The 22,622-nt window shown below is 70.0% G+C and carries 23 protein-coding genes and 1 riboswitch; of the genes, 11 read left to right on the top strand and 12 right to left on the bottom strand.

Going from position 1 to position 22,622, the window contains the following annotated elements:
- Window positions 1–40: 40 nt before the first annotated feature.
- From HNR67_RS12520 to HNR67_RS12510, 3 genes are read right to left on the bottom strand one after another with little or no spacing between them, the layout of a single operon-like run.
- Window positions 41–883, bottom strand: a complete 843-nt coding sequence (locus HNR67_RS12520) for a transglutaminase family protein (RefSeq protein WP_185002201.1) — start codon at window positions 881–883, stop codon at window positions 41–43.
- Window positions 880–1,827 (bottom strand): alpha-E domain-containing protein, encoded by a 948-nt coding sequence (locus HNR67_RS12515; RefSeq protein ID WP_185002200.1) that lies wholly within the window; start codon window positions 1,825–1,827, stop codon window positions 880–882. The genes HNR67_RS12520 and HNR67_RS12515 overlap by 4 nt, the downstream gene beginning before the upstream one ends.
- 36 nt (window positions 1,828–1,863) lie before the next feature.
- Window positions 1,864–3,474, bottom strand: a complete 1,611-nt coding sequence (locus HNR67_RS12510; protein ID WP_185002199.1) for a circularly permuted type 2 ATP-grasp protein — start codon at window positions 3,472–3,474, stop codon at window positions 1,864–1,866.
- 106 nt (window positions 3,475–3,580) lie between these two features.
- On the opposite strand from HNR67_RS12510, the gene HNR67_RS12505 reads away from it, so the two are divergent.
- From HNR67_RS12505 to HNR67_RS12490, 4 genes are all read left to right on the top strand, one after another.
- Window positions 3,581–4,189 carry a class I SAM-dependent methyltransferase gene (locus HNR67_RS12505; RefSeq protein ID WP_185002198.1) on the top strand — a complete coding sequence of 203 codons (609 nt, stop codon included), beginning with the start codon at window positions 3,581–3,583 and terminating at the stop codon, window positions 4,187–4,189.
- Window positions 4,190–4,252: 63 nt separating this feature from the next.
- Window positions 4,253–4,885 carry a PadR family transcriptional regulator gene (locus HNR67_RS12500; protein WP_185002197.1) on the top strand — a complete coding sequence of 211 codons (633 nt, stop codon included), beginning with the start codon at window positions 4,253–4,255 and terminating at the stop codon, window positions 4,883–4,885.
- Window positions 4,882–6,453, top strand: coding sequence for an FAD-dependent monooxygenase (locus HNR67_RS12495; protein ID WP_185002196.1), 1,572 nt, complete (start codon window positions 4,882–4,884; stop codon window positions 6,451–6,453). Before HNR67_RS12500 ends, HNR67_RS12495 begins: the two co-directional genes overlap by 4 nt.
- Before the next feature lie 609 nt (window positions 6,454–7,062).
- Window positions 7,063–8,559 carry a serine/threonine-protein kinase gene (locus HNR67_RS12490; protein ID WP_312987094.1) on the top strand — a complete coding sequence of 499 codons (1,497 nt, stop codon included), beginning with the start codon at window positions 7,063–7,065 and terminating at the stop codon, window positions 8,557–8,559.
- A gap of 64 nt (window positions 8,560–8,623) precedes the next feature.
- On the opposite strand, the gene HNR67_RS12485 is transcribed toward HNR67_RS12490, so the two are convergent.
- From HNR67_RS12485 to HNR67_RS12455, 7 genes are all read right to left on the bottom strand, one after another.
- Entirely contained in the window at window positions 8,624–8,950 is a 327-nt protein-coding gene (locus tag HNR67_RS12485) for a DUF1048 domain-containing protein (RefSeq protein WP_185002195.1), read from the bottom strand.
- A 1-nt stretch (window position 8,951) separates the two neighbouring features.
- On the bottom strand, window positions 8,952–9,308 hold the full coding sequence (locus HNR67_RS12480; protein WP_185002194.1) for a DUF1048 domain-containing protein: 357 nt from the start codon (window positions 9,306–9,308) through the stop codon (window positions 8,952–8,954).
- Window positions 9,305–9,631 (bottom strand): PadR family transcriptional regulator, encoded by a 327-nt coding sequence (locus HNR67_RS12475; protein WP_185002193.1) that lies wholly within the window; start codon window positions 9,629–9,631, stop codon window positions 9,305–9,307. Before HNR67_RS12475 ends, HNR67_RS12480 begins: the two co-directional genes overlap by 4 nt.
- Before the next feature lie 135 nt (window positions 9,632–9,766).
- Window positions 9,767–10,216: an SRPBCC family protein gene (locus tag HNR67_RS12470; protein ID WP_185002192.1), complete on the bottom strand. Its 450-nt coding sequence runs from the start codon at window positions 10,214–10,216 to the stop codon at window positions 9,767–9,769.
- Window positions 10,213–10,524 (bottom strand): ArsR/SmtB family transcription factor, encoded by a 312-nt coding sequence (locus HNR67_RS12465; protein WP_185002191.1) that lies wholly within the window; start codon window positions 10,522–10,524, stop codon window positions 10,213–10,215. Before HNR67_RS12465 ends, HNR67_RS12470 begins: the two co-directional genes overlap by 4 nt.
- A gap of 33 nt (window positions 10,525–10,557) precedes the next feature.
- A complete protein-coding gene (locus HNR67_RS12460; RefSeq protein WP_185002190.1) occupies window positions 10,558–12,135 on the bottom strand; it encodes a hypothetical protein in 1,578 nt (525 codons plus the stop codon).
- Entirely contained in the window at window positions 12,120–12,890 is a 771-nt protein-coding gene (locus tag HNR67_RS12455) for an ABC transporter ATP-binding protein (RefSeq protein WP_312987089.1), read from the bottom strand. The genes HNR67_RS12460 and HNR67_RS12455 overlap by 16 nt, the downstream gene beginning before the upstream one ends.
- 99 nt (window positions 12,891–12,989) lie before the next feature.
- Here HNR67_RS12455 and HNR67_RS12450 point away from each other — a divergent pair, with 99 nt between their 5' ends.
- The 5 genes from HNR67_RS12450 (at window position 12,990) to rpsT (ending at window position 17,865) form a co-directional block, all read left to right on the top strand.
- Window positions 12,990–13,895 carry an SPFH domain-containing protein gene (locus HNR67_RS12450; RefSeq protein ID WP_185002189.1) on the top strand — a complete coding sequence of 302 codons (906 nt, stop codon included), beginning with the start codon at window positions 12,990–12,992 and terminating at the stop codon, window positions 13,893–13,895.
- Window positions 13,896–13,907: 12 nt separating this feature from the next.
- Entirely contained in the window at window positions 13,908–14,150 is a 243-nt protein-coding gene (locus HNR67_RS12445; protein ID WP_185002188.1) for a hypothetical protein, read from the top strand.
- A gap of 66 nt (window positions 14,151–14,216) precedes the next feature.
- On the top strand, window positions 14,217–14,996 hold the full coding sequence (locus tag HNR67_RS12440) for an esterase/lipase family protein (RefSeq protein WP_185002187.1): 780 nt from the start codon (window positions 14,217–14,219) through the stop codon (window positions 14,994–14,996).
- Window positions 14,997–15,146: 150 nt separating this feature from the next.
- Complete coding sequence (locus HNR67_RS12435; protein ID WP_221489868.1) at window positions 15,147–17,432, top strand: glycoside hydrolase family 3 N-terminal domain-containing protein; 2,286 nt, start codon at window positions 15,147–15,149, stop codon at window positions 17,430–17,432.
- A gap of 172 nt (window positions 17,433–17,604) precedes the next feature.
- Entirely contained in the window at window positions 17,605–17,865 is a 261-nt protein-coding gene (rpsT, locus tag HNR67_RS12430; protein ID WP_185002186.1) for a 30S ribosomal protein S20, read from the top strand.
- Between the two features lie 137 nt (window positions 17,866–18,002).
- Here rpsT and HNR67_RS12425 read toward each other — a convergent pair whose 3' ends face one another.
- A complete protein-coding gene (locus HNR67_RS12425; protein WP_185002185.1) occupies window positions 18,003–18,560 on the bottom strand; it encodes an RNA polymerase sigma factor in 558 nt (185 codons plus the stop codon).
- A 361-nt stretch (window positions 18,561–18,921) separates the two neighbouring features.
- Here HNR67_RS12425 and HNR67_RS12420 point away from each other — a divergent pair, with 361 nt between their 5' ends.
- A complete protein-coding gene (locus tag HNR67_RS12420) occupies window positions 18,922–19,317 on the top strand; it encodes an SSI family serine proteinase inhibitor (protein WP_185002184.1) in 396 nt (131 codons plus the stop codon).
- Window positions 19,318–20,031: 714 nt separating this feature from the next.
- Here the strand turns inward: HNR67_RS12420 and holA are convergent.
- Window positions 20,032–21,012, bottom strand: a complete 981-nt coding sequence (gene holA / locus HNR67_RS12415; protein ID WP_185002183.1) for a DNA polymerase III subunit delta — start codon at window positions 21,010–21,012, stop codon at window positions 20,032–20,034.
- Between the two features lie 112 nt (window positions 21,013–21,124).
- Window positions 21,125–21,255: riboswitch (SAM riboswitch) on the top strand.
- Between the two features lie 11 nt (window positions 21,256–21,266).
- Between holA and thrC the strand changes: the two genes are divergently transcribed.
- The gene (gene thrC, locus HNR67_RS12410; protein ID WP_185002182.1) at window positions 21,267–22,532 is read left to right on the top strand and encodes a threonine synthase; all 1,266 of its coding nucleotides are present in this window, start codon (window positions 21,267–21,269) and stop codon (window positions 22,530–22,532) included.
- The last annotated feature ends 90 nt before the right edge of the window (window positions 22,533–22,622 follow it).

The following is a 22,622-nucleotide window of genomic DNA, read 5'->3' as shown; positions in this document are numbered from 1 at the left end:
ACGGCCGCGGCCGGACTCCGGCGGGAATCGGCCGCCTTGTTCAGGCCAGCCGGGTGATGTCCACGGTCACCTCCAGCGCGGAGGACCCGCCGCCGGAGTAGATGCCCTTGAGCGGGGCGACGTCGGCGTAGTCCCTGCCCAGCGCCACCCGCACGTGCCTGGAGCCGATCGGCACGTCGTTGGTCGGGTCATAGCCCCACCAGCCGCCGGTCCAGGCCTCGATCCAGGCGTGGCTCTCCCCGCGCACGGTCTGGCCGAGGCGGGCATCCGGCTGGGTGTGCAGGTAGCCGGAGACGTAGCGGGCCGGGATGCCGATCGCGCGCAGCAACAGCAGGGTCAGGTGCGCGTAGTCCTGGCAGACGCCCTCGCGGGCCCGCCAGGCGTCGATGGCCGAGCTGTGCACGCCGGTGGTGCCGGGCCGGTAGGTGAGCTGCTCGTGCACCCAGGCGCACACCGCGAGCACCGCGTCCGCCGGTTCCAGGCCGCGCTGCAGCTTGCGGGCCACCGCGGCCAGCTCGCGGTTGGTCGGCACGTAGGAGCTGGCCTCCAGCAGTTCGCCGAAGCGGTCCAGCACGTCCGCGGAGGCCAGCCCTGACCACTCGGTGACCCGGATCGGCTTGTCCTCGTCCGCGGTCTCCACCACCGAGGAGGCGACCACCTTCATCTCGGTGTGCGGGGCGTGCAGGTCGAAGGAGGTGACCGCGGTGCCCCAGTAGTCGGTGTACTTGTAGGCGCGGGTGGCCGGGGTGGTCTCCACCCGGTTGACCACCAGGTTCTGCCTGCCGTCGCCGCGCGGGGTGAGCCTGGCCTCGTTGTAGGACTGGATCACCGGCTCGTCGTAGCGGTAGCCGGTGGTGTGCACGATGCGTACCCGCCAGCTCACGAGGTCACCTCCGCGTTGGTCCAGGCCACCCAGGGCGCGGCGTGGAAGTACTGCAACGACACCGCCTCGCCGACCTCCCGAATGGTGCCCTGCAGCGAACTGAGCCGCTTGGGCAGGTCGTCCAGCAGGTCGGCGGGCCGCAGGAACTCCAGCTCGCTGCGGGCCCGGCCGAGCAGCCGCAGCGCCTCGGCCTTGGCCCCGATGCGCACGCTGGGCCGGTGGTCCAGCTGTTCCAGACATGCCTCGGCGTTGCGCAGGGCGTGGAAGACCGAGCGCGGGAACAGCCGGTCCAGCAACAGGAACTGCACCACCCGCCCGGCGTCCATGGCCCCTCGGTAGGTCCGCAGGTAGGTGTCGTGCGCGCCCGCCGAGCGCAGCACGGTGACCCAGCCCGGCGAGGATGCCTTGTCCCCCACCCGGGAGAGCAGCAGCCGGACCACCATGTCCACCCGTTCCACCGAGCGGCCCAGCAGCAGGAACCGCCAGCCGTCGTCCCGGCTCATGGTCGAGTCGGCCAGTCCGGCGAACATGGCCGCGCGCTCCTCCACGAAGGAGAAGAAGGCGTGCGGGCCCATCTGCCTGGCATAGCGCTGCCGTTCGGGAAGCGCATTCCAGGTGGCGTTCAGGCATTCCCACATCTCGGTGGAGACCACCTCGCGGGCGCCCCTGGTGTTCTCCCGCGCGCTGGTCAGCGAGGCCACGATGGAGCCGGAGTTGGCCGGGGCGTAGGCGACCAGCTCGGTCAGCGACCAGGCGTCCAGCTCACGGCCGTCGGGCGGCTGGATGCCCAGCACGTGCAACAGCGCCCGGCTCGCCGAGTCCGGGTCGACGGTGGCGTCCTCCAGTAGCTGGTGGACGGAGACGTCGAGGATGCGCGCCGTGTCGTCGGCCCGTTCCACGTAGCGGCCGATCCAGTACAGCGACTCTGCGTTGCGGGCCAGCATGACACCACCCTCTGCCGTCCGTGTTTCCGTGACATGTCACTGCTGTTGCTGCTGTTGCTGCTGACTCGTGGTCAGCTCGGGGCCGTGCTCGGCGGCCTGTCCGTCGGTCACCGCCCCGGCCAGTCCCGGCTCGGCCAGTTCACTCTCCACAGTGGACGATCGGGGGGCCAGCACCCAGGTGTCCTTGGAGCCGCCGCCCTGGGAGGAGTTGACCAGCAGGCTGCCCTCGCGCAGCGCGACCCTGGTCAGCCCACCGGGCAGCACGAAGACGTTCTCGCCGTCGTTGACCGCGAACGGCCGCAGGTCCACGTGCCGCGGCGCCAGCTTGTTGCCGATCTTGGTGGGCACGGTGGAGAGCTGCACCACGGGCTGGGCGATCCAGCCGCGCGGATCGCTGCGGACCCGTTTGCGCACCGAGGCCAGCTCGCGCGCGCTGGCGTCCGGGCCGAAGACGATGCCGTACCCGCCGGAGCCCTCCACCGGTTTGATCACCAGCTCGTCCAGCCGGTCCAGCACCTGCTCGCGCTCCTCGTCGAGCCAGCAGCGGAAGGTGTCCACGTTGGGCAGCAACGGTTTCTCGCCGAGGTAGTACTGGACCATCTCGGGCACGTAGGTGTAGACGAGCTTGTCGTCGCCCACCCCGTTGCCGACCGCGTTGGCGATCACCACGTTGCCCGCGCGGGCCGCGTTGACCATGCCGGCCACGCCCAGCACCGAGCTGGGGCGGAAGTGCAGCGGGTCAAGGAACTCGTCGTCGATGCGCCGGTAGATGACATCGACCCGGCGTTCGCCCTCGGTGGTGCGGATGTAGACCGCGTTGTCCCGGCAGAACAGGTCCCTGCCCTCGACCAGCTCCACACCCATCTGCCTGGCCAGCAGCGAATGCTCGAAGTAGGCGGAGTTGTGCACGCCGGGGGTGAGCACAACCACGGTGGGGTCGGCGGCGTTGGGCGCGGCCGAGGCACGCAGCGCGCGCAGCAGGTGCCCGGCGTAGTCGCCGACCGCGCGCACCCGGTGCCGGGCGAACAGGTCGGGGAAGACCCTGGCCATGGTGCGCCGGTTCTCCATCACGTAGGACACCCCGGACGGGCAGCGCAGGTTGTCCTCCAGCACCCGGAAGACGCCCTCGCCGTCGCGGACCAGGTCGATCCCGGCGACGTGGATGCGCACGCCGTTGGCCGGGGAGATGCCGGCGGCCTCGCGGTGGAAGTGCGCGCAGGAGGTGATCAGCCGCCGGGGCAGCACCCGGTCCCGCAGGATCTGCGCGTCGCCGTAGATGTCGGCCAGGAATGCCTCCAGCGCGCGGACCCGCTGCACGATGCCGCGTTCCAGCCGGGCCCACTCGGTGGCGCCGATCACCCGGGGGATCAGGTCCAGCGGGAACGGGCGCTCCTGGCCGGAGAGGGAGAAGGTGATGCCCTGGTCGACGAAGGCGCGGCCGAGCGCCTCGGCCCGCGCGGCCAGGTCGGCCACCTCCGAGGGCGCGATCGACTCGTACAGCCTGCGGTAGGCCTGCCGGACCTGGCCGTCCTCGTCGAACATCTCGTCGTGCACGCCCGCGTACGGGCCGTCGGGATCCTGGTAGCCCTCGAACAGCGGGCTGCGCGGGGTGCGGGTGCGGCGCGCGCGGGTCACGGCGGGGCTCATTCAGTCATCCTCACCCGAGGGACGATCTTTGCGCACTACCTCCGAGTGAAGGAATTTCAGGGAAGTCCCCGATGCGAGCAGCCACGATGCGAGCTGTGCTGGAGGTATGGCTACTTCCTTCCCGCGGATCGTGGACTCCGCGTTCGGGCATCCCCGCGGCCTCGCCGGCCGGATCGGCGGGGCGATCATGGCGCGCGCCAACGCCGCCACCGAGCGGGAACTGGTGGCCGAGGCCGGTTTACGGCACACCGACACGGTGCTGGTGCTCGGCCCCGGCCCCGGGGTCGGGCTGGCCGCGGCGGCCGCGGCGGCTTCGGCCGGACGGGTGATCGGGGTGGATCCGGCCGAGGAGATGCTGCGCCAGTGCCGGGAGCGCTGCGCCGAGCAGGCCAGAACCGGACACGTGCGGCTGCACCGGGGTGACGCCGAGGACACCGGGCAACCCGACGGCAGCGTCGACGTGCTGCTCACGGTGAACACACTGCACCTGTGGCCGGACCGGACCAGGGCACTGACCGAGCTGTACCGGGTGCTGCGGCCGGGCGGGCGGCTGATCATGTCGGCGCACCGGATGCTGCTGGAGGGCAGTCCGGCCACGCTGCGGCTGGATGTGGAGTGCGCCGGGTTCACCAGGGTGCTGCTGCGGCTCAACGACCGCCGCGGCCTGCTCGGCCCCAGCTACGAACTGCACGCCGGCCGCCCGGAGAACCGCTGACCACTCCCCCTGAGTCCCCCTCGGGGTTGCCATAGTCATAATCTCACTAGTAGGTTTATGACTATGGCAACCCCGATCCGTCGTTCGCCGCTGGCACTGACCGTGTTGTGCCTGGTGATCGAGGCCCCGGTGCACGCGTACCGGATTCAGCAGCTGATCAAGGAACGCGGCAAGGACCGGGTGGTCAACGTCCGGCAGCGGGCCAGCGTCTACCAGACCATCGAACGCCTGCTGAAGGCCGGACTGATCAAGGTCAAGGAGACCGAACGGGCCGACAACCGGCCGGAGCGGACCATCTACGAGATCGGCCCGGAGGGGCTGGCCACGGCCCGCGCCTGGCTGCGCGAGATGTTCACCGCGACCGGCACCGAGTTCCCGGAGTTCCCGGCCGCGGTGGCGTTCATGCCGCTGCTGGAGCCGGGCGAGATCCGCGCGCTGCTGGCGGTGCGCGCGGACAAGCTCGCCGAACTGGTCGCCGAGATCGACACCGTGATGGCCGAGGCGCTGGCCACCGGCCTGCCCCGGCTGTTCCTGCTGGAGGAGGAGTACCAGCGGGCCACGCTGGTCGCCCAGCTCGACTGGGTGCGCGCGACGGTGGCCGAACTCGACGACGGCCGGATCAGCTGGGACCAGGAGTGGCTGCGCGCGGTCGGGGACAGCTTCAGCACACCAACCGACGAGGGGGAATCGTCATGAGCAGCAACGCCGAACGAGTGCCGGTGCTCATCACCGGCGGCGGCCTGGCCGGCCTGACCGCCTCGCTTTTCCTGTCCTCCCACGGGGTCGAGTCGATCCTGGTGGACAAGCACCCCGGCCCGTCGCCGCAGGGCAGGGCGCGCGGGATCAACGTGCGGACCATGGAGATCTACCGCGCCTTCGGCATCGCGGAAGCGGTGTACGAGGCGGGCAAGCCGTTCGAGAACGACAAGGGCGGCGTGCACTGCCAGTCACTGGCCGGCGAATGGCGCTGGCTGTTCCGGCTGGGCGCCACCGCGAGCTACGACGAGTACAGCGCAGGCCGGTTGTGCCTGGCCGACCAGAGCACGGTGGAGCCGGTGCTCAGCGCGGCGGCCCAGGCCCGCGGCGCGGAGCAGCGGTTCAACACCGAGCTGGTGTCCTTCACCGAGACCGCCGACGGCGTGCACGCGGTGACCAAGGACCGCGCCACCGGCGAGGAGTACCGGATCCACGCGGACTACCTGATCGCCGCCGACGGCAACCGCGGCACCATCCGCGAACAGCTCGGCATCCGCCGCGACGGCCCCGGCATCCTGGGCGACTTCCTCGGCGTGCTCTTCGAGGCGGACCTGTCCGAACTGATCCCGGAACGCGCCGTGATGTGGTTCGTGGTCAAGCCCGGCGGCCCGCCCGGCTTCCTGACCACCACAGCGCACCCCGGCCGCTGGGCCGCCGCGTTCAGCTACGACGCCGCGGTGGACACCCCGGCCGACTTCACCCAGCAACGCCTGACCCCGATGCTGCACGAGCTGCTGGGCCGGGACGACATCCCGGTCAAGGTGGTCGACGTGACCCCGTGGCAACAGGTGGCCGCGGTGGCCGAACGGTTCCGCCAGGGCCGGGTCTTCCTGGCCGGGGACAGCGCGCACGTGTGGCCGCCCGCTGGTGGCTACGGCGCGAACACCGGCGTCCAGGACGCGCACAACCTGGCCTGGAAACTGGCCGCGGTGCTCAAGGGCTGGGCCACGCCCGCCCTGCTGGACAGCTACGAACCCGAACGCCGCCCACTGGCCAAGGAGTTCGTGGACATCACCATCAACCGCCAGGAGAGCCGCACCAGCAGCGACCCGGAGGAGGAGGCCAACTCCGACATCCGCTGGATGTTCGGCCAGCGCTACACCTCCCCCGCCATCCTGGGCAGGCCCTACGAGTCCGCCTTCACCCAAGACCACCACCCCGTCCCCGAACCAGGCCACCGCGCCCCCCACCTGTGGCTGACCCACAACGGCGACCGCCTGGCCCTGCACGACCTGGTCTCCACCGGCCTACTCCTGCTCACCGGCCCCCAGGGCGACGACTGGCGCCGGGCAGCCACCGAACTGGCCGAGCGCTCCGGCATCCCGCTGACCGCCCACCGGATCGGCACCGACCTGCTCGACCCGGAAAACCAGTGGCCAACCCGCTACGCCCTGCCCGAGGGCGCGGTGCTGATCCGCCCGGACGGCTACCTGGCCTGGCGCACCGAGTCCGACGCCAATCCACACGACCAGCTCAGCGCCGCACTGGAACAACTGCTCCGCGCCTGACCCCCCGGACCCCGGACTCCCGGCCTCGGACTCCCCGGCCCTCAGCCTCGGACTCCGGACCCCGGACTTCGGGCCTCGGGCCTCGGGCCTCGGGCCTCGGGCCTCGGGCCTCGGGCGCCACCATCCCCGCACCCTCGCGTCCCCGCGCACGGCGCCTCCCGCCGTGCGCGGGGACCCCACGCCGCCGAATCGACGACAGCGTGACCAACGCCACGCCGACCGGATCGTTATCCCGCGCCCGCCGCGCCCACCCCGCCGCGATCCGCTGACCAGGCATCCAACACCGCCAGCCACCACGGCCACACCGCGGGCGACCACCGCGCACTGGCCGTCCCCGGCCCTGGGCTGCGCCGGAGCCCGGGGCCAGGACCTGCCCCTCCGGCAGCGTCTCGACACCGAACGTGATCAAGGCCAGACTGCTTGCGCCTGAAAGTTGCCGCAATTAGTCCATTTGTCGTAACGCCAGTGAGTCCCTAGGCACTATTTTCGCCAACCTAACGCTCACCAACCCCCTCCAGCGCGTCAATTAGGGTGGACGCGTCTGGCAGACGGCGTGGGGCCGTCACCACTCATCAGGACGAGGAGCGATCGGCCATCGACAGGGGCCAGGTGATCGCCGGGAACTACCGGCTGGTCGAGCACATCGGCAGCGGCGGCATGGGCGCGGTGTGGCAGGCATACGACGAGCGCCTTCAGCGCCCCGTCGCCATCAAGCAGCTCCTGCTGCAGCCGGGCCAGTCCGAGGATCAGACCTTGGACGCGCGGCGCAGGGCGATGCGGGAGGCCCGGATCGCCGCCCGGCTGTCCCACCCCAACGCGATCACCATCTTCGACGTGGTGCAGCACAACGGGGACCCCTGCCTGGTCATGGAGTTCCTGCGCTCGCGCAGCCTGGCCGACCTGCTCGACGAACGCGGCACGCTGCCCATCCGCGAGGTCGCCGCGATCGGCGGCCAGGTCGCCGGCGCGCTGGCCGCCGCGCACCAGGCCGGGATCGTGCACCGGGACATCAAGCCGGCCAACATCCTGGTCAGTGAGTCCGGGCTGGCCAAGATCACCGACTTCGGCATCTCCAGGGCCGCGGGCGACGTCACCGTCACCCAGACCGGCATGATGGCCGGCACCCCGGCCTACCTCTCGCCGGAGATCGCCAAGGGCCACGACCCGGCCCCGCCCTCGGACGTCTTCTCCCTCGGCGCGACGCTCTACACCGCGATCGAGGGCAAGCCGCCCTTCGGCAACAACCCGAACCCGCTGGCGCTGCTGCACCTGGTCGCCGCAGGCAAGGTCGAGCCGCCCCGGCAGGCAGGCCCGATGACCGCGGTGCTGATGAGCCTGCTCCGCGAGGAGCCGGCCGACCGGCCCAGCATGTCCCAGGCCGCCGCCACGCTCAGCTCCCTGGCCAACGACCCGAACCTGGCCAACGCCCAGCCCACGCCGCTGCGCCCGGCGCCGAGCACCCGGGTACTCGGCGGCAACACGCCGCCACCGCCCTACCGGCCGCCGACCCAGCCGCAGCTGAACCGACCGACGCCGAACCCGACCATGTCCACGCCGCGCCCGCGCCCGGCGGCCTACGTCCGCGACCCCGCCTCGCCACCGCGCAAGAAGTCCCGGCGTGGCCTGGTGATCGCCATCGCGGCCGCGATCGCCCTGCTGGCCGGCGTTGGCGGCGCCTACTACGGGCTCCGCGGTACGCCCCAGAACTCCGCGGGCGGCCAGACCAGCAACTCCAGCACGCCCCCGCCGCCGACCTCCGTCGCGGACAAGCCGACCCCGCCGGATGACTCGGCGCCGATCGGTTTCCGCGAGGCGGGCCAGTTCGTGGTCGACTACTACGGTGCCGCCGGCCGGGCGGCCGACCGCGGCCAGGCCTTCGACATGCTCACCGACAACGCCAAGGGCCTGATCGGCGGCGAATCCGGGTTCACCCAGTACTGGTCGCAGTACAAGCTGGTGTACAGCCAGAAGGCGACCGGCAAGAAGACCTCGGACAACGCCGTGGACGTCACCCTCACCGTGGTCTACCCCAACCGGTCCGAGCAGCGCACGATCCGGGTGATCCGCTCCGGCGGCGGCCTGAAGATCGACAGCGACGCCCGCTAGTCACGTCGTCCCCGAGCGTGGGCCAGGGGCTGCTCGCCCCGGGTTCGCGCCGGGACGGCGGGTGTCACCTCTCGGCCGGGCCGGATTTCCCGCTGATGGACTCCTGATAGATGTCCGCGTTGGTGCGCGAGTCCTTGATCAGGTCGTCGCAGAAAGCGGCCACGTCATCGCCGATGAGTTCCAGGACGCCCTTGCCGCCCGCTACTCCCTCCTCGAAGAAGTCGACAATCCCGGAGAGCAGGGTGCCCTCCAGTAAGTCGACCGGCCCGACCTTGAAGAAATACCGCTGCATCTCCTTGTAGACGATCTGATAGTCCGGCGGGAGCGCCTTGACCCGCGCCATATGCGCCCGCCACTGCTTCTTGCCCTCGATCATGTCCCGGATGCCCACATCAGCCTCCCAGCCTGCCCAATTTCCTGGCGACATTCCTGTTCAACTGCTCACGCCACCGGTCGCGGTAATCCCGGCTTCGTTCTTCGCCGGCCAGCGCCGCGCAGAAACCCTTGACGTCATCACCCAGCACCTCGTGAATGCCCTGGCCATCGGCCGCGGTCTCCTCGAGCAGGCCCAGGGCGCTGTCGAGGATCGGCATCAGGTTCCGGCCGGTGAAGTCCGAGTAGGGCATGAGATGGCCCTTGATCTGCTCCCACGCCGCCCGGTGCTCCGCGGGCAACACCTCGGCCCTGGCCTCGAACGCCTTGAAATCCCTGGTGATATCGCTACCGGTGATGGTCTCCCAGAAATTCATCGCCCGCCCTCCTTGAGCTTGTCGATCCGCGATGTCATGTACTCCCATTTCGCCCAGAACTTCACGAGTTCCGCGCGCCCGTCATCGTTGAGCGCGTAGAACTTGCGCGGCGGCCCCTGCCCGGACGGTCGTTTCGTCACCAGGACGAGCCCGTTCTTCTCCAGGCGCAGCAGAATGGTGTACACCGTGCCCTCGACGACATCGGTGAAGCCGAGTTCGTTCAGCCGACGCGTGATGGCATACCCGTAGGTCTCCTCACTGGCGATGATCTCCAGCACGCAACCCTCAAGCGTGCCCTTCAGCATCTCCGTCAGGTCGTCCATCGTGAGCCCTCTTCGATCTCCGAAGTACTCGGTGGTACCGAGTACCGGTACAACGTATCACCGAGTAGTGGCTCATGGCCAGCGCGGCCGGACCGCGGGTCGTTCAGATCGCGGAGGAGTGTGCGACGGACACCGTCAGTCGGTCTCCTCGTCCAGTAATCGCGCCAGCGCCGCGGCCACACCCGAACTCCAGCCACTGCCCATGAACTTGCGGGAGAGCTGCTGGAACTCGTTGTCCGGGTCGAATCCGGTGTGCGCCAAGAACAACCGGGTGCCGCGACCCTCGGGCTCCAGGGTCCAGGTGATGGTGGTCCGCATGCCGTTGTCCGGACCGCTGTCGTCGAAACTGATGCGCAGCAGGCGTTCCGGCTCGATCGCCAGCACCTCGCAGTGCGCGATGCCGTCGGTGCGGACCGCGGGCAGCGGTTCACCGCGATTGAAGGTGAAGCGGTGGCCGAGCACGGGCTGGAAATCGTTGGGCATCAGCCAGCGGGCCAGCCGGGCCGGGTCGGTGAGCGCCCGCCAGACCTTGGCGGGCGGATGGGCCAGGTACTGGTCCACCTTGATGTCGGTGGCGTTGGTCATTCCTCTTCTTCCTCCTCGTCGAGCAGGTCGGACAGCGCGGACAACCGCTCCCGCCAGAACCGCTCGTACGGCGTGAGCCAGTCCCGAAGCTCCTGCAGGGGCTCGGGTTCGAGCTGGTAGTGCCGTTCCCGGCCGCGCCTGGCTTCCGCGACCAGCCCCGCGTCCTTGAGCACCCGCAGGTGCTCGGACACGCTCGGGCGGCTCATGTCGAAATGCTCCGCGAGGGACTGCACCGGCCGCGGCCCACGCAGGAGCAACCCCAGCAACTCCCGGCGGGTCGGATTGGCCAACGCAGCGAACACATCCATGCGGAGGAGAATAGGTAGGAAATCTCCTACGCGTCAAGTCCGGACGGCGGCCAGCAGCTCAGGGCCGCGTTCGGCCAGCCGCCGGGCCGCGAGCGCGCCCCACCACCAGCCGAACAGCACCCCGGAGCCGATCCCGGCCGGCAGTGCCAGCCAGGTCAGCACCGCGTTGCCGGAGAGCGCGCCACCGAGCAGCAGCAGCCCCGGCGGCACCGCCGCGACCACCAGCAGCAGCCCGATCACCAGTTGCAGCAACACTTTCGCGCAGCCGGGGTTCCCGGAACCGGCGAACGGGTTGCCGCGCTGGGGGGCCACCGGGAACGGTGCGAACACCGAGAGGATCACCAGCAGCCCGGCCCCGCCGCCGAGCAGCGCGGGCAGCAGCGCGAGCACGTAGGGATATGCCTGCGGCCGCCCGGTCACCGCGGGCAGCACCAGCACCGCGAGCAGGGCCACCGGCGCCACGTAGACCAGCCAGCCGAGCTGCCTGCCGCGGATGTCGGCGCGGGCGGCGTCGGGCTGCACCAGGATGTGCCACAGCGCGGTGCCGTCGAAGCCGTACAGGTTGCCCGCGTTGAGCGCGGCGAAGCCGACCACGAGCAGCCCGCCGGCCGGCGCGACCATGCCCGCCGCCGGGTTGACGCTGGACAGCACCAACGGCAGCACCAGCCCGATCACCAAGGCGGGCAACAACACCGCCCGCCGTCGCGGATCACGCCACCAGGTGCGCACCTCCTTGGCGGCCACCGCGCCGACCGGCCCGGACGGCAGAAACCTTTGCAGCAGCCCGTTCCCGGCGCGCACGTCCGCGCCGCGCAGCCCGACGCTGGGCCGGGTCATCCTGCGCCGCAACAGGATCGCCCACACCTGCGCGAGCGCAAGGGTCAGCGCCACCAGTCCACCCAGCCCCGCCACCACGGTAAGCCAGTCACCCCGCACCGACGCGGCGACCGCGGCAGGCGCCCAGCCAGGGGGCAGCCACCGCAGCACCGCACCCAGTTCCGGCGGAAACCCCAGCACCAGCCCGGCGGAGACCGAGTTCAGCACGTACTGCAATGGCAGCACCAGCAGACCGACGCAGGCCGCGAGCAGCACCCCCAGGTCCTGCCCGCGCCGCGAGCGCAGCACGTCGCCGAGCGCCCCGACCACCACCCGGGACAGCGTGAGCACGAACGCCAGTTGCGCGAGCACGCCGACGATCGCGACCAGCGCGGGCACCAGGCCGTCCGCCGAGGCACGCAGCACCAGTCCGCCGAAGGCGAGCAGGCTGGCCACCGCCGGCACGCCGACCACCGCGGCGACCAGCAGGCCGACGGCCAGTTTCCGCGGACTCACCGGCAGCAGCCGGAAGTGCTCGGGCTGCAGGGTCTCATCACTGCCGGCCACGAAAATCGGTCCGAGCACCCAGCCGAGGGTCCACCCGGCGAAAATCCCCGCGGTCAGGTCGTAGCCGGGCACCGGTGCGCCCAGGAGGTCGATGTTCATCAGGAACACCGAGAACCCGGCCGCGATCAGCCCGCCCAGCACCCCACCGATCAGTGTGATCGCCCGTGCCACCCCACGCAGTCCGTGGCTGAGCAGGCGCAGTTTCATCCGGATCAGGACGCCAACCACGACAGCCCCTCCCCACCACCGGTGCGACCGCCGACCAGGTGCACGAACCGTTCCTCCAGGCTGCCCGCACCCCGTACCTCGGCCAGCGGACCGGCCGCGACCACCCGGCCGCCCGCGATCACCGCGACGTGGTCGCACAGCCGCTCCACCAGGTCCATCACGTGGCTGGAGAGCACCACCGCACCGCCCCCAGCGACGAAGCGCTGCAGGATCACCCGGATGGTGCTGGCCGAGACCGGGTCCACCGCCTCGAACGGCTCGTCCAGCACCAGCAGCCGCGGCCCGTGCAGCAACGCGGTGGCCAGCGCGATCTTCTTGCGCATCCCGGCCGAGTAGTCCACCACCAGGGTGCGCTCGGCCCCGGTCAGCTCCAGCACGCCGAGCAGTTCGGCCACCCGCGCGGCGACCGTGGCCTCGTCGATGCCGCGCAGCAAACCCATGTAGGTCAGCAGTTCCCGCCCGGTGAGCCGCTCCGGCAGGGACAGCCCGTCCGGCAGCACGCCGACCAGGGCCTTGGCCCGCACCGGGTCCTCCCACACCTCCACCCCGAACACGCGCGCGGTGCCCGCGTCCGGCCGCAGCAGGCCGACCGCCATGGACAGCGAGGTCGTCTTGCCCGCGCCGTTCGGCCCGACCAGTCCGAAGAAGGACCCGCGCGGCACCACGAGGTCCACCCGATCCACCGCGATCGTCTCGCCGAAGCGCTTGCACAGGCCGGACAGCCGCAGCGCCGGTCCGTCGGTCTCGATCTCCACCGGCTTCCCTTCCCCCCGGCGCGTTGCCGGTTCCGACTTAAAGTGATATCACTTTGCTAGGCACCGCGACAGGCGGCGCATGGGGAGAGTGGACCAGAGATGACTACATCGACGCTTGTCAAAGCGCCCGTGGCGGGCGTACGGGAACGGGTGCCCTTCACCTTGCCGGGGATCGCCGCGGCGGCCGCCCTGCTGTTCTTCGGGCTGGCCAGCCTGGGCGGGATCGCGCTGGGCCTGTTCGTCACCGGACCGGCCGCCGTCGTGGTGAGCGCGGTGGTGCTGGTGACCGTGCTGACCCTGGCCTGCGGGCTGATCATGGTCTCCCCCGGCGAGGCGCGGGTGCTGCAGTTCCTCGGCCGGTACAACGGCACCCTCCGCCAGGACGGCCTGAGCTGGGTGAACCCGTTCACCAAGCGCACCACGGTGTCCACCAGGATCCGCAACCACGAGTCCGCGGTGCTCAAGGTCAACGACGCCGACGGCAACCCGATCGAGATCGCCGCGGTGGTGGTCTGGCAGGTCGAGGACACCGCGAAGGCCGTCTTCGACGTGGACAACTTCGTCGGCTTCGTCGGCATCCAGACCGAGACCGCGGTCCGGCACATCGCCACCAGCTACGCCTATGACAACCACGGCGAGACCGGACTGTCCCTGCGCGAGAACGCCGATGAGATCACCGAGAAGCTCAGCGCGGAGATCTCGGCCCGGATCACCTCGGCCGGCGTGCACGTGATCGAATCCAGGATCACCCACCTGGCTTACGCCCAGGAGATCGCGCACGCCATGTTGCAGCGGCAGCAGGCAGGCGCGATGGTCGCGGCCCGGCAGCGGATCGTGGAGGGTGCGGTCGGCATGGTCGAACTGGCGCTGGCCCGGCTGGCCGAGCACGACGTGGTGGAACTGGACGAGGAGCGGAAGGCGGCCATGGTGAGCAACCTCCTGGTGGTGCTGTGCGGGGATCGTGCGACCCAGCCGGTCGTCAACGCGGGCTCGCTCTACCACTAGTGGCCGGCCACCGTGGCTGACCGCAAGAGTTTCCTGCTCCGCCTGGACCCGGCCGTGCACGACGCGCTGACCAGGTGGGCCGGGGACGAACTGCGCAGCGTCAACGCGCAGATCGAGTTCCTGCTGCGCCGGGCGCTGAGCGAGCAGGGGCGGATGCCCAGCGAGGCCGGGCGACCGGCCAAACGGGGCCGCCCGCGCAAGCCCGTCGCAGAGGACCAAACGGAAGATCAGCAGGGCGACCGTTCAGCGGAGTGACCTCCACTGTGACGCACCTTACATTGGTGTCTCCCAGGTTACCGCCAGGTAATAACGGAGGACGCCATGCGCCGGACGCTCGCCCTGCTGGGCACCGCGATCCTCGTCCTGCTCGCCGGCCAGCTTCCGGCCGCGGCCACGCCAGCGCAATCGTTGGCCGACGTCGCGGGCTGCCAGTCGGACAAACGCCCGGTGGTGCTGTTGCACGGGACGTTCAAGAAGTCCGGCTGGAGCTGGGGCGGCCTCGCACCCGAGCTGTCCCGCAACGGTTACTGCAGCTACACGCTGGACTACGGCAACGGCGGCCTGAACCCGGTCGCCGACTCCGCCGCCGAGCTGGCCAGGTACGTGGACCAGGTCAGGGCGAGCAGCGGGTGGTCCACAGTGGACATCGTCGGCTACAGCCAGGGCGGGATGATGCCGCGGCACTACCTGAAGTTCCTCGGCGGCGCGGCCAAGGTCAACGCGCTGATCGGCATCGCCCCGTCCAACCACGGCACCAGCCAGCCGCTGGCGAAGCTGCTGGGCGCCACGTTCTGCCCGGCCTGCGGCGACCAGGCGTCGAACTCGGCCTTCATCCGGCGGCTCAACGAGGGCGGCGACCTGGCCGGGTCGGTGAAGTACACGACGATCACCACCCGCTACGACGAGGTGGTCACTCCCTTTGCCAGCCAACACCTTTCCGGTCCGGCGAACCGGGTGACCAACGTGGTGCTGCAGGATGCCTGCCCGGCCAACCTGAGCGAGCACCTCTACATCCCGCACTCCTCGGCCACCATCAAGTGGGTGCTCAACGCACTGGGTCGCGGCGGCGTGGCCGACCCGCGGTTCCGCCCCTGCGGTTGAGCCGAAAGCACCTTAATTCAAGCCAAAAATAATGGGCGTACTTCATCTACCTGAAAGCGCTCTCACATTCCGCCGTTCAGCCGATGGACGTGGCCGGTGCCGGGCAGCAGGGTCGGTCCCTGACACCGCTCTCACGCCACTGGAGGCTTTGTGCTGCGGACACGTCCCACACTCGCGTTGACGGCCGCCGCGGCCCTGATGCTGGCATCCGCCCATGCCGGCACCGCCCAGGAACCAGGTGCGGAGCAGGGACCCGCGGCCTACCAGGACGCCGCCGCGCCGGTGGAGCGGCGGGTCAACGACCTGCTCCGGCGGATGACGCTGGAGGAGAAGGTCGGGCAGATGACCCAGATCCGCGTGGGCAAGCTGCGCGGGGACTGCAACAACGTGCCGGGGCCGCTGGTCGAGTCCTGCATGAAGACCGTGCTGGGCGAGGCCAAGGTCGGCTCGATCCTCTCCGGCGGCGGTGACAACCCGGCCCCGGACCCCGGTCCGAAGGCCTGGGCCGAGATGACCAACCAGATCCAGAAGTACGCGCTGGACAACAACCGGCTCAGGATCCCGGTGATCTACGGCGCGGACGGCGTGCACGGGCACAGCAACCTGCCGTCGGCGGTGATGTTCCCGCACCAGATCGGCCTCGGCGCGACCTGGAACCCGGAGCTGATCCAGCAGGCGGGCAAGGCCACCGGCGAGGCCATGCGGGCCACCGGCGTGTTCTGGAACTTCGCCCCGGTCTCCGACATCGCCAGGGACACCCGGTGGGGCCGCTACTACGAGGCATACAGCGAGGACCCGTTCCTGGCCGGCTCGCTGGCCGCGGCCGCGGTCAAGGGCATGCAGACCCCGGCCAAGGACACCGCGCAGCTCACCGCGACGGCCAAGCACTTCGCCGGGTACTCCGAGCCGAAGAACGGCCACGACCGCAGTGCCGCGTTCATCCCGGTGCGGCAGTTGCAGGACACCGTGCTGCCGCCGTTCCAGGCGCAGTTCGACGCGGGCGTGAAGACCGTGATGATCAACTCGGGCGCGATCAACGGCATCCCGGTGCACGCCTCGCGGTACATGCTCGTCGAGCAGCTCCGGGAGCGGATGGGCTTCCAGGGCGTGGCCGTCAGCGACTGGGAGGACCTGCGGAAACTGGTCACCCACCACAAGGTCGCCGCGGACTACCCGGCCGCGATCGCGATCTCGGTGAACGCGGGCGTGGACATGGCGATGGAGCCGTCCAACGCCGCGGAGTTCACCCAGGGCCTGCTCACCGTGGTCCGTGACGGGCGGGTCAGCCAGCGCCGGATCGACGAGGCGGTGCGGCGGATCCTCAAGCTCAAGTTCGAGCTGGGGCTCTTCGAGCGGCCGTTCGTGGACCCCGCGGCGGCGGAGCGGGCCGTGATCGGCAACGGCGTGGACATCGCGCGCAAGGCCGCGACCGAGTCGATGGTGTTGCTGCGCAACGAGAAGTCCACCCTGCCACTGTCCACTTCGGTCAAGAAGCTGGTGGTCGCCGGGGACACCGCGGACGACGCGCGGCGGCAGCTCGGCGGCTGGACCGTGGAATGGCAGGGCGTGCCCGCGGAGGGCCCGTTCCCGGAGACCACCACGGTGCTGGAAGGCCTGAAGGCCGCGGCGCCGCAGACCGAGATCAGCCACGCCAAGGACCAGGCCAGTGCGGTCGCCGAGGCCAAGTCGGCGGACGCGGTCGTGGTGGTGCTGGGTGAGAAGGAGGGCGCGGAGGGCCCCGGCGACACCGAGGACCCGTCGCTGAGCCCGGCGCAGCAGCAGTTGGTGGACGCGGTGCAGGCCACCGGCAAGCCGGTCGTGGTGGTGTTGCTGACCGGCCGCGGCCGGGTGCTGGGTTCGGTCTCCGACGCGGACGCGCTGCTCTCGGGCTGGCTGCCCGGCACCGAGGGCGGGCACGCGGTGGCGGATGTGCTCTTCGGCAAGGCCAACCCCAGCGGCAAGCTGTCGGTGTCCTGGCCCAAGACCGTTGGCGACCAGCCGATGTCCTACGACCAGCTGCCCGGGGCCAACGGCGGCGCGAGTTCCAAGTACGACCCGGCCTACCCGTTCGGGTACGGGCTGTCCTACACCAGCTTCGAGGTGGGAGCGCCGACCACGCCGAGCGTGGCCAAGGCACGGGACAACGTGAAGGTGTCCTTCACCGTGCGCAACACCGGCTCGCGGGCGGGCACCGAGGTGGTGCCGGTCTACATCCAGCAGCCGGTGAGCGCGGTGCAGGTGCCGGAGCGGCGACTGGTCGGGTTCGCCAGGGCCACGCTGAACCCCGGTGAGCAGAAGACGCTGGAGGTGACCTTCGACACCGACCAGCTGGCGCTGACCGTGGGCGATGTGGACGGCGCAGGCCGTCGCGAGGTCGCCAGGGGCGGGTATCTGGTGGAGGCCGGCGGCAAGACGGCCCCGCTGACCCTGCGCTGATCAGGCGGTCCGCTGGTCGCTGACCAGCCTCGATTGGGATCCCGCACGGCACGGCTGATAGCATCTCCAGCCGTGCCGTGCGGCATTTCCGCCCTGGAGGAAGGCTGCGCGTTCCGCGTAGCGCCACTACAGCGCGGCACGACTTCCGATCAGATGAGACCGAGGTAGCACCATGGCCAACATCAAGTCGCAGATGAAGCGCATCCTGACCAACGAGAAGGCGCGCCTGCGCAACAAGTCCGTCAAGTCGGAGGTCAAGACCGCCGTCCGCAAGTTCCGCGAGGCCGCCGAGGCCGGGGACAAGGACAAGGCTCTTGAGCTGCTCCGCGTGGCCAACCGCAAGTTGGACAAGGCGGCGAGCAAGGGCGTGATCCACGCCAACCAGGCCGCGAACAAGAAGTCGGCCCTCGCGCTGCGCGCCAACAAGATCTGAGTCCGCCGCTCCGCACGGAGTGAGCAGGGCACGGAACGCTGAACGACGAAGGCGCCGCCCCACCGGAAGGTGAGGCGGCGCCTTCGTCGTATCGGGTCCCCGGTGCGGTGCCCTGCACACCGCACCGGGGTCCCTATTTAGTAGCCGGCTCGCTCCCCTGCTGAGCGGAGCCGACGAGCCATCCACCGGCGAACCCGGCATCGCGCCCTGCTCGCGATGCACTCGGTCGCCCTGCGCGTGGTGCCGAGCAGACGTGAGATCTCCTCATGAGGAAGTCCCTGGTCAAGCCACAGCAGGACGAGCCATTCGCGCTGACTCAATTTCCCACACCTGGCCAGCAACCAGCGAGCCTCATGCCGATCCGTCACCACATCGGCGGGATCGATCACCTGCATGGGCAACAGTCCGGGGTGGGTGCACACTTGCTGTGCTGATGCCCGCCGCCGCAACTCGTCCACACCCAGGCGTTTCACCACCGTGACCAGGAACGGCATCAGCCTTCCGTGGTCGAGCTGTGCGTACTGTGCGGCGCGGAGGAACGCATCGTGCACGACGTCCTCCGCTTCGGCCGGGTTCACACCCTGCCGCCGGGCCACCCGGATCAGCGCGGGCCGCAGCCGCAGGCACTCCCGCCAGAAGCTCTGCCGCGTACCCACGGCAGACGTCTCACCATCCAGACCACCTTCGTTCTTCACCAACTGCCCCTTCGCCCCGTGAGAAATCAACCCGGTAGATCCTGGGGTAATCACCGGTAATTCCTTTCGAGGCGCGTCCCGTCCGAGGGCGGTCATCCGGAAGTGCGTTACACCCTGATGACACCGCAGAACCGGCGCGTTGGCAAGCATGGTTGCTTTCGAGGACAAGCTTCGTATGTTTCGGGACTGTTGCGTACCGCCGTTCGTGGGACAGGAAAGGGTGTTACCCGGGAGTCATGTGACCACAGTCACCGTGCGCCGAAATCACTGTATTCGTATTCATCATGGCGGCCGGAACAGGCGGCCACAAACAGACTCATTCCTTGAAAGGCGAACAATGTCTCGCAAGCGACTTCTGCCGTTGGCACTCGGGCTGACAGCGACCCTGCTGCCCCTTGCCGTGGTCACCGCGCCCACCGCGACGGCCACGACGGCGACTCCGCGAGCAACCAGCTGGCTGGTGCTGACCAGCAACCCCGGCGAGGCCCCGACCAGGGACGCCCGCGCACGCACACTGACCTGCGAACCCGCAGCCGGCGCGCACCCCCAGCCCGCCTGGTCCTGCCACGAGCTGAAGAAGACGGCAGGCGACTTCCGCCGAGTGAACGTCGGCCCCCAGGAACCGTGCTACCTGATCTACGCTCCCATCACCGTCACCGCCCGCGGCATGTGGAACGGCCGCCCCGTCACCTATCAGGAAACGTTCCCCAACGATTGCGTGCTGTATCAGGAAAAGGGCCCACTCTTCCGTTTCTGATCAGGCCTCCAGGTATCACCCGGTCGCCGTATTGACAGAAATACGAAAATCGAGCGCAACACCCACGCGATGACCTTTCGGCGCAGGCAACCGATTGCCAGGCACAACCGAAGGCAATCTGCGACTCGCAATATGCGCCACCACTCTCCGCACATCACTCACCCAAGCGGCAGAACAAAGGCAAACAAAGCCGGTACACACGGTGACAAACACTTCCCCACAGCCCCCGGCACACAAAACCCGTGGTACCGAAGTGCCATACCCCCGTCATCAACGCACACCCACCACCGGCCCCCAACAACCCGAACAACCAACCTCTACCCAGCCCACCCACTAGTTACCTAGGTATCTCCAGGTCGGCGGCCGGCCAAATCCCGGCTCGGCCCGCCCCCAACCCCCAACCCCCAGCCGCCTGCCGATCGGCAGGCCCCGGCGAGGTTCCTCGGCACGCCGCTGGCCGAGGAACCTCGCCAGCACCACCTCCGGCCGGATCGCGCGATCAGCACGATCCACGCGGATCGGCTCAGCCGGTCCGGCCCAGCACCATCAGCCGCCGTGGCCGACTCCTCGACTCAACCGGCTCCGACTCCGGGCCCAGGCCCAGCACTCGGATCAGCCTTAGGGCTGGTGCCAGGTCCTAGGACTGGCACCAAGTCCAAGGCCCCGGCCAGACCGGGGCCGGGGTCGAGTCCGCGGCCTGGCCTCACTGCCGGCTCAGCGACCTCGCCGAACCAGGATCAACCTCAGCACCGCTCGCTCCAGTGCGTAACCGCCGTCGGCGGCGACGCCCTTCACATCCGCGTTTAGCCTGGCCACCAGGTTCATGGCCTCGGCGAGTCCTTCTGGTTCCCAGCCGCGGGACTGGGCCAGGGCCTTCTTGACCTTCCACGGCGGCATGCCCAACTGACCGGCCAGCGCGAACGGGTCGGCCCGGCCGCCGGCGGTCACCCTGGCGATGGTGCGGACCGCGTCGGCCAGGGCGTCCGCGATCAGCACGTGCGGCACGCCGGTCTGCAGTGCCCAGCGCAATGCCTCCAGCGCCCCGGCGCGGTCGCCGGTCACCGCCTTCTCCGCGACCACGAACCCGGTCACCTCGGCCCGGCCGCGGTGGTAGCGGCGCACCGCCTGCTCGTCGACCTGGCCGCCGGTGTCGGCCACCAGTTGCGAGGCGGCGGCGGCCAGTTCTCGCAGGTCCGAGCCCACGGTCTCGATCAGCGCGGCCAGGCCTGCCGGGTCGACCCGGCCACCGGCCCGGCGGAACTCCTCCTTGACGAAGGACTCGCGCTCGCCAGGCTTGCTCAGCTTCCCGCAGGTAGTGACCTTGGCGCCGGCCTTGCGCAACGCGTCCGGCAGTTCCTTGGCGAGCTTGCCCCGGCCGCCGCCGCTGTGCACGACCACCAGCACAACGCCCTCGCTGGGCGCTTTGCAGTAGGCGCCGATCGCCTCCGCGATCTCCTTGCCCGCCTCCTGGGCGGCCTCCAGCACGATGACCCGGCCCTCGGCGAACAGGGACGGACTCACCAGTTCGATCAGCTCCGGCGGGGTGAGGTCGGTCACCCGGACCTTGCTCAGCTCGGTCTGCGGATCGGCCAGCCGCGCGGCGTCCAGAGACGCCTTGACGGCCCGCTCGACCAGCAGTTCCTCTTCCCCGATCACCAGATGCAGTGGCTCCGGGGTGACGGCTGGGGCGCTCACGTCGGCAATCCTTTCACGGGGGTCTGACAGCCCCGCGGGCTCCCGCATACTGGGCTGACGGTAGCTCTCAGTGGCGACCGTGCCGTACGGTGAGTCGCAGACAACTGAATACAGCTCATCCAGAGGGGTAGAGGGATCGGCCCTACGACACCCCGGCAACCGGCACAGGCTCGACGCGTATTCCGCGAGGGAGCAGGTGAACACGGTGCCAAATCCGCCCCGCGCCAGCGGGAAAGATGAGGAGAGACCTCGCGATGACGACCATCGAGGCGCCCAACAGCGCCCAGCAGACCCTTGACCTCGGCCCGGCGCGCAGCCTGGTCTGTCGGGAGTGCGGCCACCAGGTCCCACTCGCCGCCGAGTTCGCCTGTTCCGAGTGTTTCGGTCCCCTTGAGGTCGGCTACGACTTCGGGACCGTCCGCCGGGAGGACATCGAAGCCGGCCCGCAGTCGATCTGGCGCTACCGCAACCTGCTCCCCGTGCCGTCCACTGTGGACGCCCACCCGAACACCGACCCCGGCTGTACCAGGCTGGTCCGCGCGGACCGCCTGGCCAAGGCACTGGGCGTCCGCCGGATCTGGGTGAAGGACGACACCGGCAACCCCACCCACTCGTTCAAGGACCGCGTGGTCGCGGTGGCCCTGGCCGCCGCCCGCGAGCTGGGCTTCAAGGTCCTGGCCTGCCCCTCCACCGGCAACCTGGCCAACGCCGTCGCCGCGGCCGCCGCTCGCGCCGGCTGGGAGTCGGTCGTGCTGATCCCGTCCTCGCTGGAACGGGCCAAGATCCTCACCACCGCCGTGTACGACGGCGCCCTGATCGCCGTCGACGGCAACTACGACGACGTGAACCGCCTGGCCACCGAACTGGCCGCGGACCACGAGGACTGGGCGTTCGTCAACGTCAACGTCCGGCCCTACTACGCCGAGGGCTCCAAGACCCTGGGCTACGAGGTCGCCGAGCAGCTCGGCTGGCGGCTGCCGGACCAGATCGTGGTGCCGATCGCCTCCGGCTCCCAGCTCACCAAGGTCGACAAGGGCTTCCGCGAACTGGGCGAACTGGGCCTGGTCGAGCAGTCCCCGTACCGCGTCTTCGGCGCCCAGGCCACCGGCTGCTCCCCCGTCGCCGCCGCCTTCAAGGCAGGCCACGACGTGGTGACCCCGGTCAAGCCGGACACCATCGCCCGTTCCCTGGCCATCGGCGCCCCCGCCGACGGCCCGTACGTGCTCGACACCGTCCGCCGCACCAACGGCTCCATCGAGAACGTCTCCGATGAAGAGGTGGTCGAGGGCATCCGGCTGCTCGCCCGCACCGAGGGCATCTTCGCCGAGACCGCGGGCGGCGTGACCGTCGCGACGGCCAAGAAGCTCATCGAGACCGGCCAGCTCGACCCGGACGCCGAAACCGTCCTGCTGATCACCGGCGACGGCCTCAAGACCCTGGACGCGGTGCAGGACCGGATCGGCCCGCGCGCCACCGTTCCCCCGTCAGCCGCCGCGGTCCGCGAGGCCCTCGGCCTCTGACCCCAAGCTCCGCCTTCCGGCGTGTCACCTGGTCTCTTGCGACCGGGTGACACGCCGGACGTGTTTGTGGCGGGTGACAGGGTTCTGGGG

This window comes from Crossiella cryophila (genome assembly GCF_014204915.1).
GTDB lineage: Bacteria > Actinomycetota > Actinomycetes > Mycobacteriales > Pseudonocardiaceae > Crossiella > Crossiella cryophila.
Note: the sequence above shows the minus strand (reverse complement) of the source record. Positions and strands in the feature narration are given on the sequence as shown.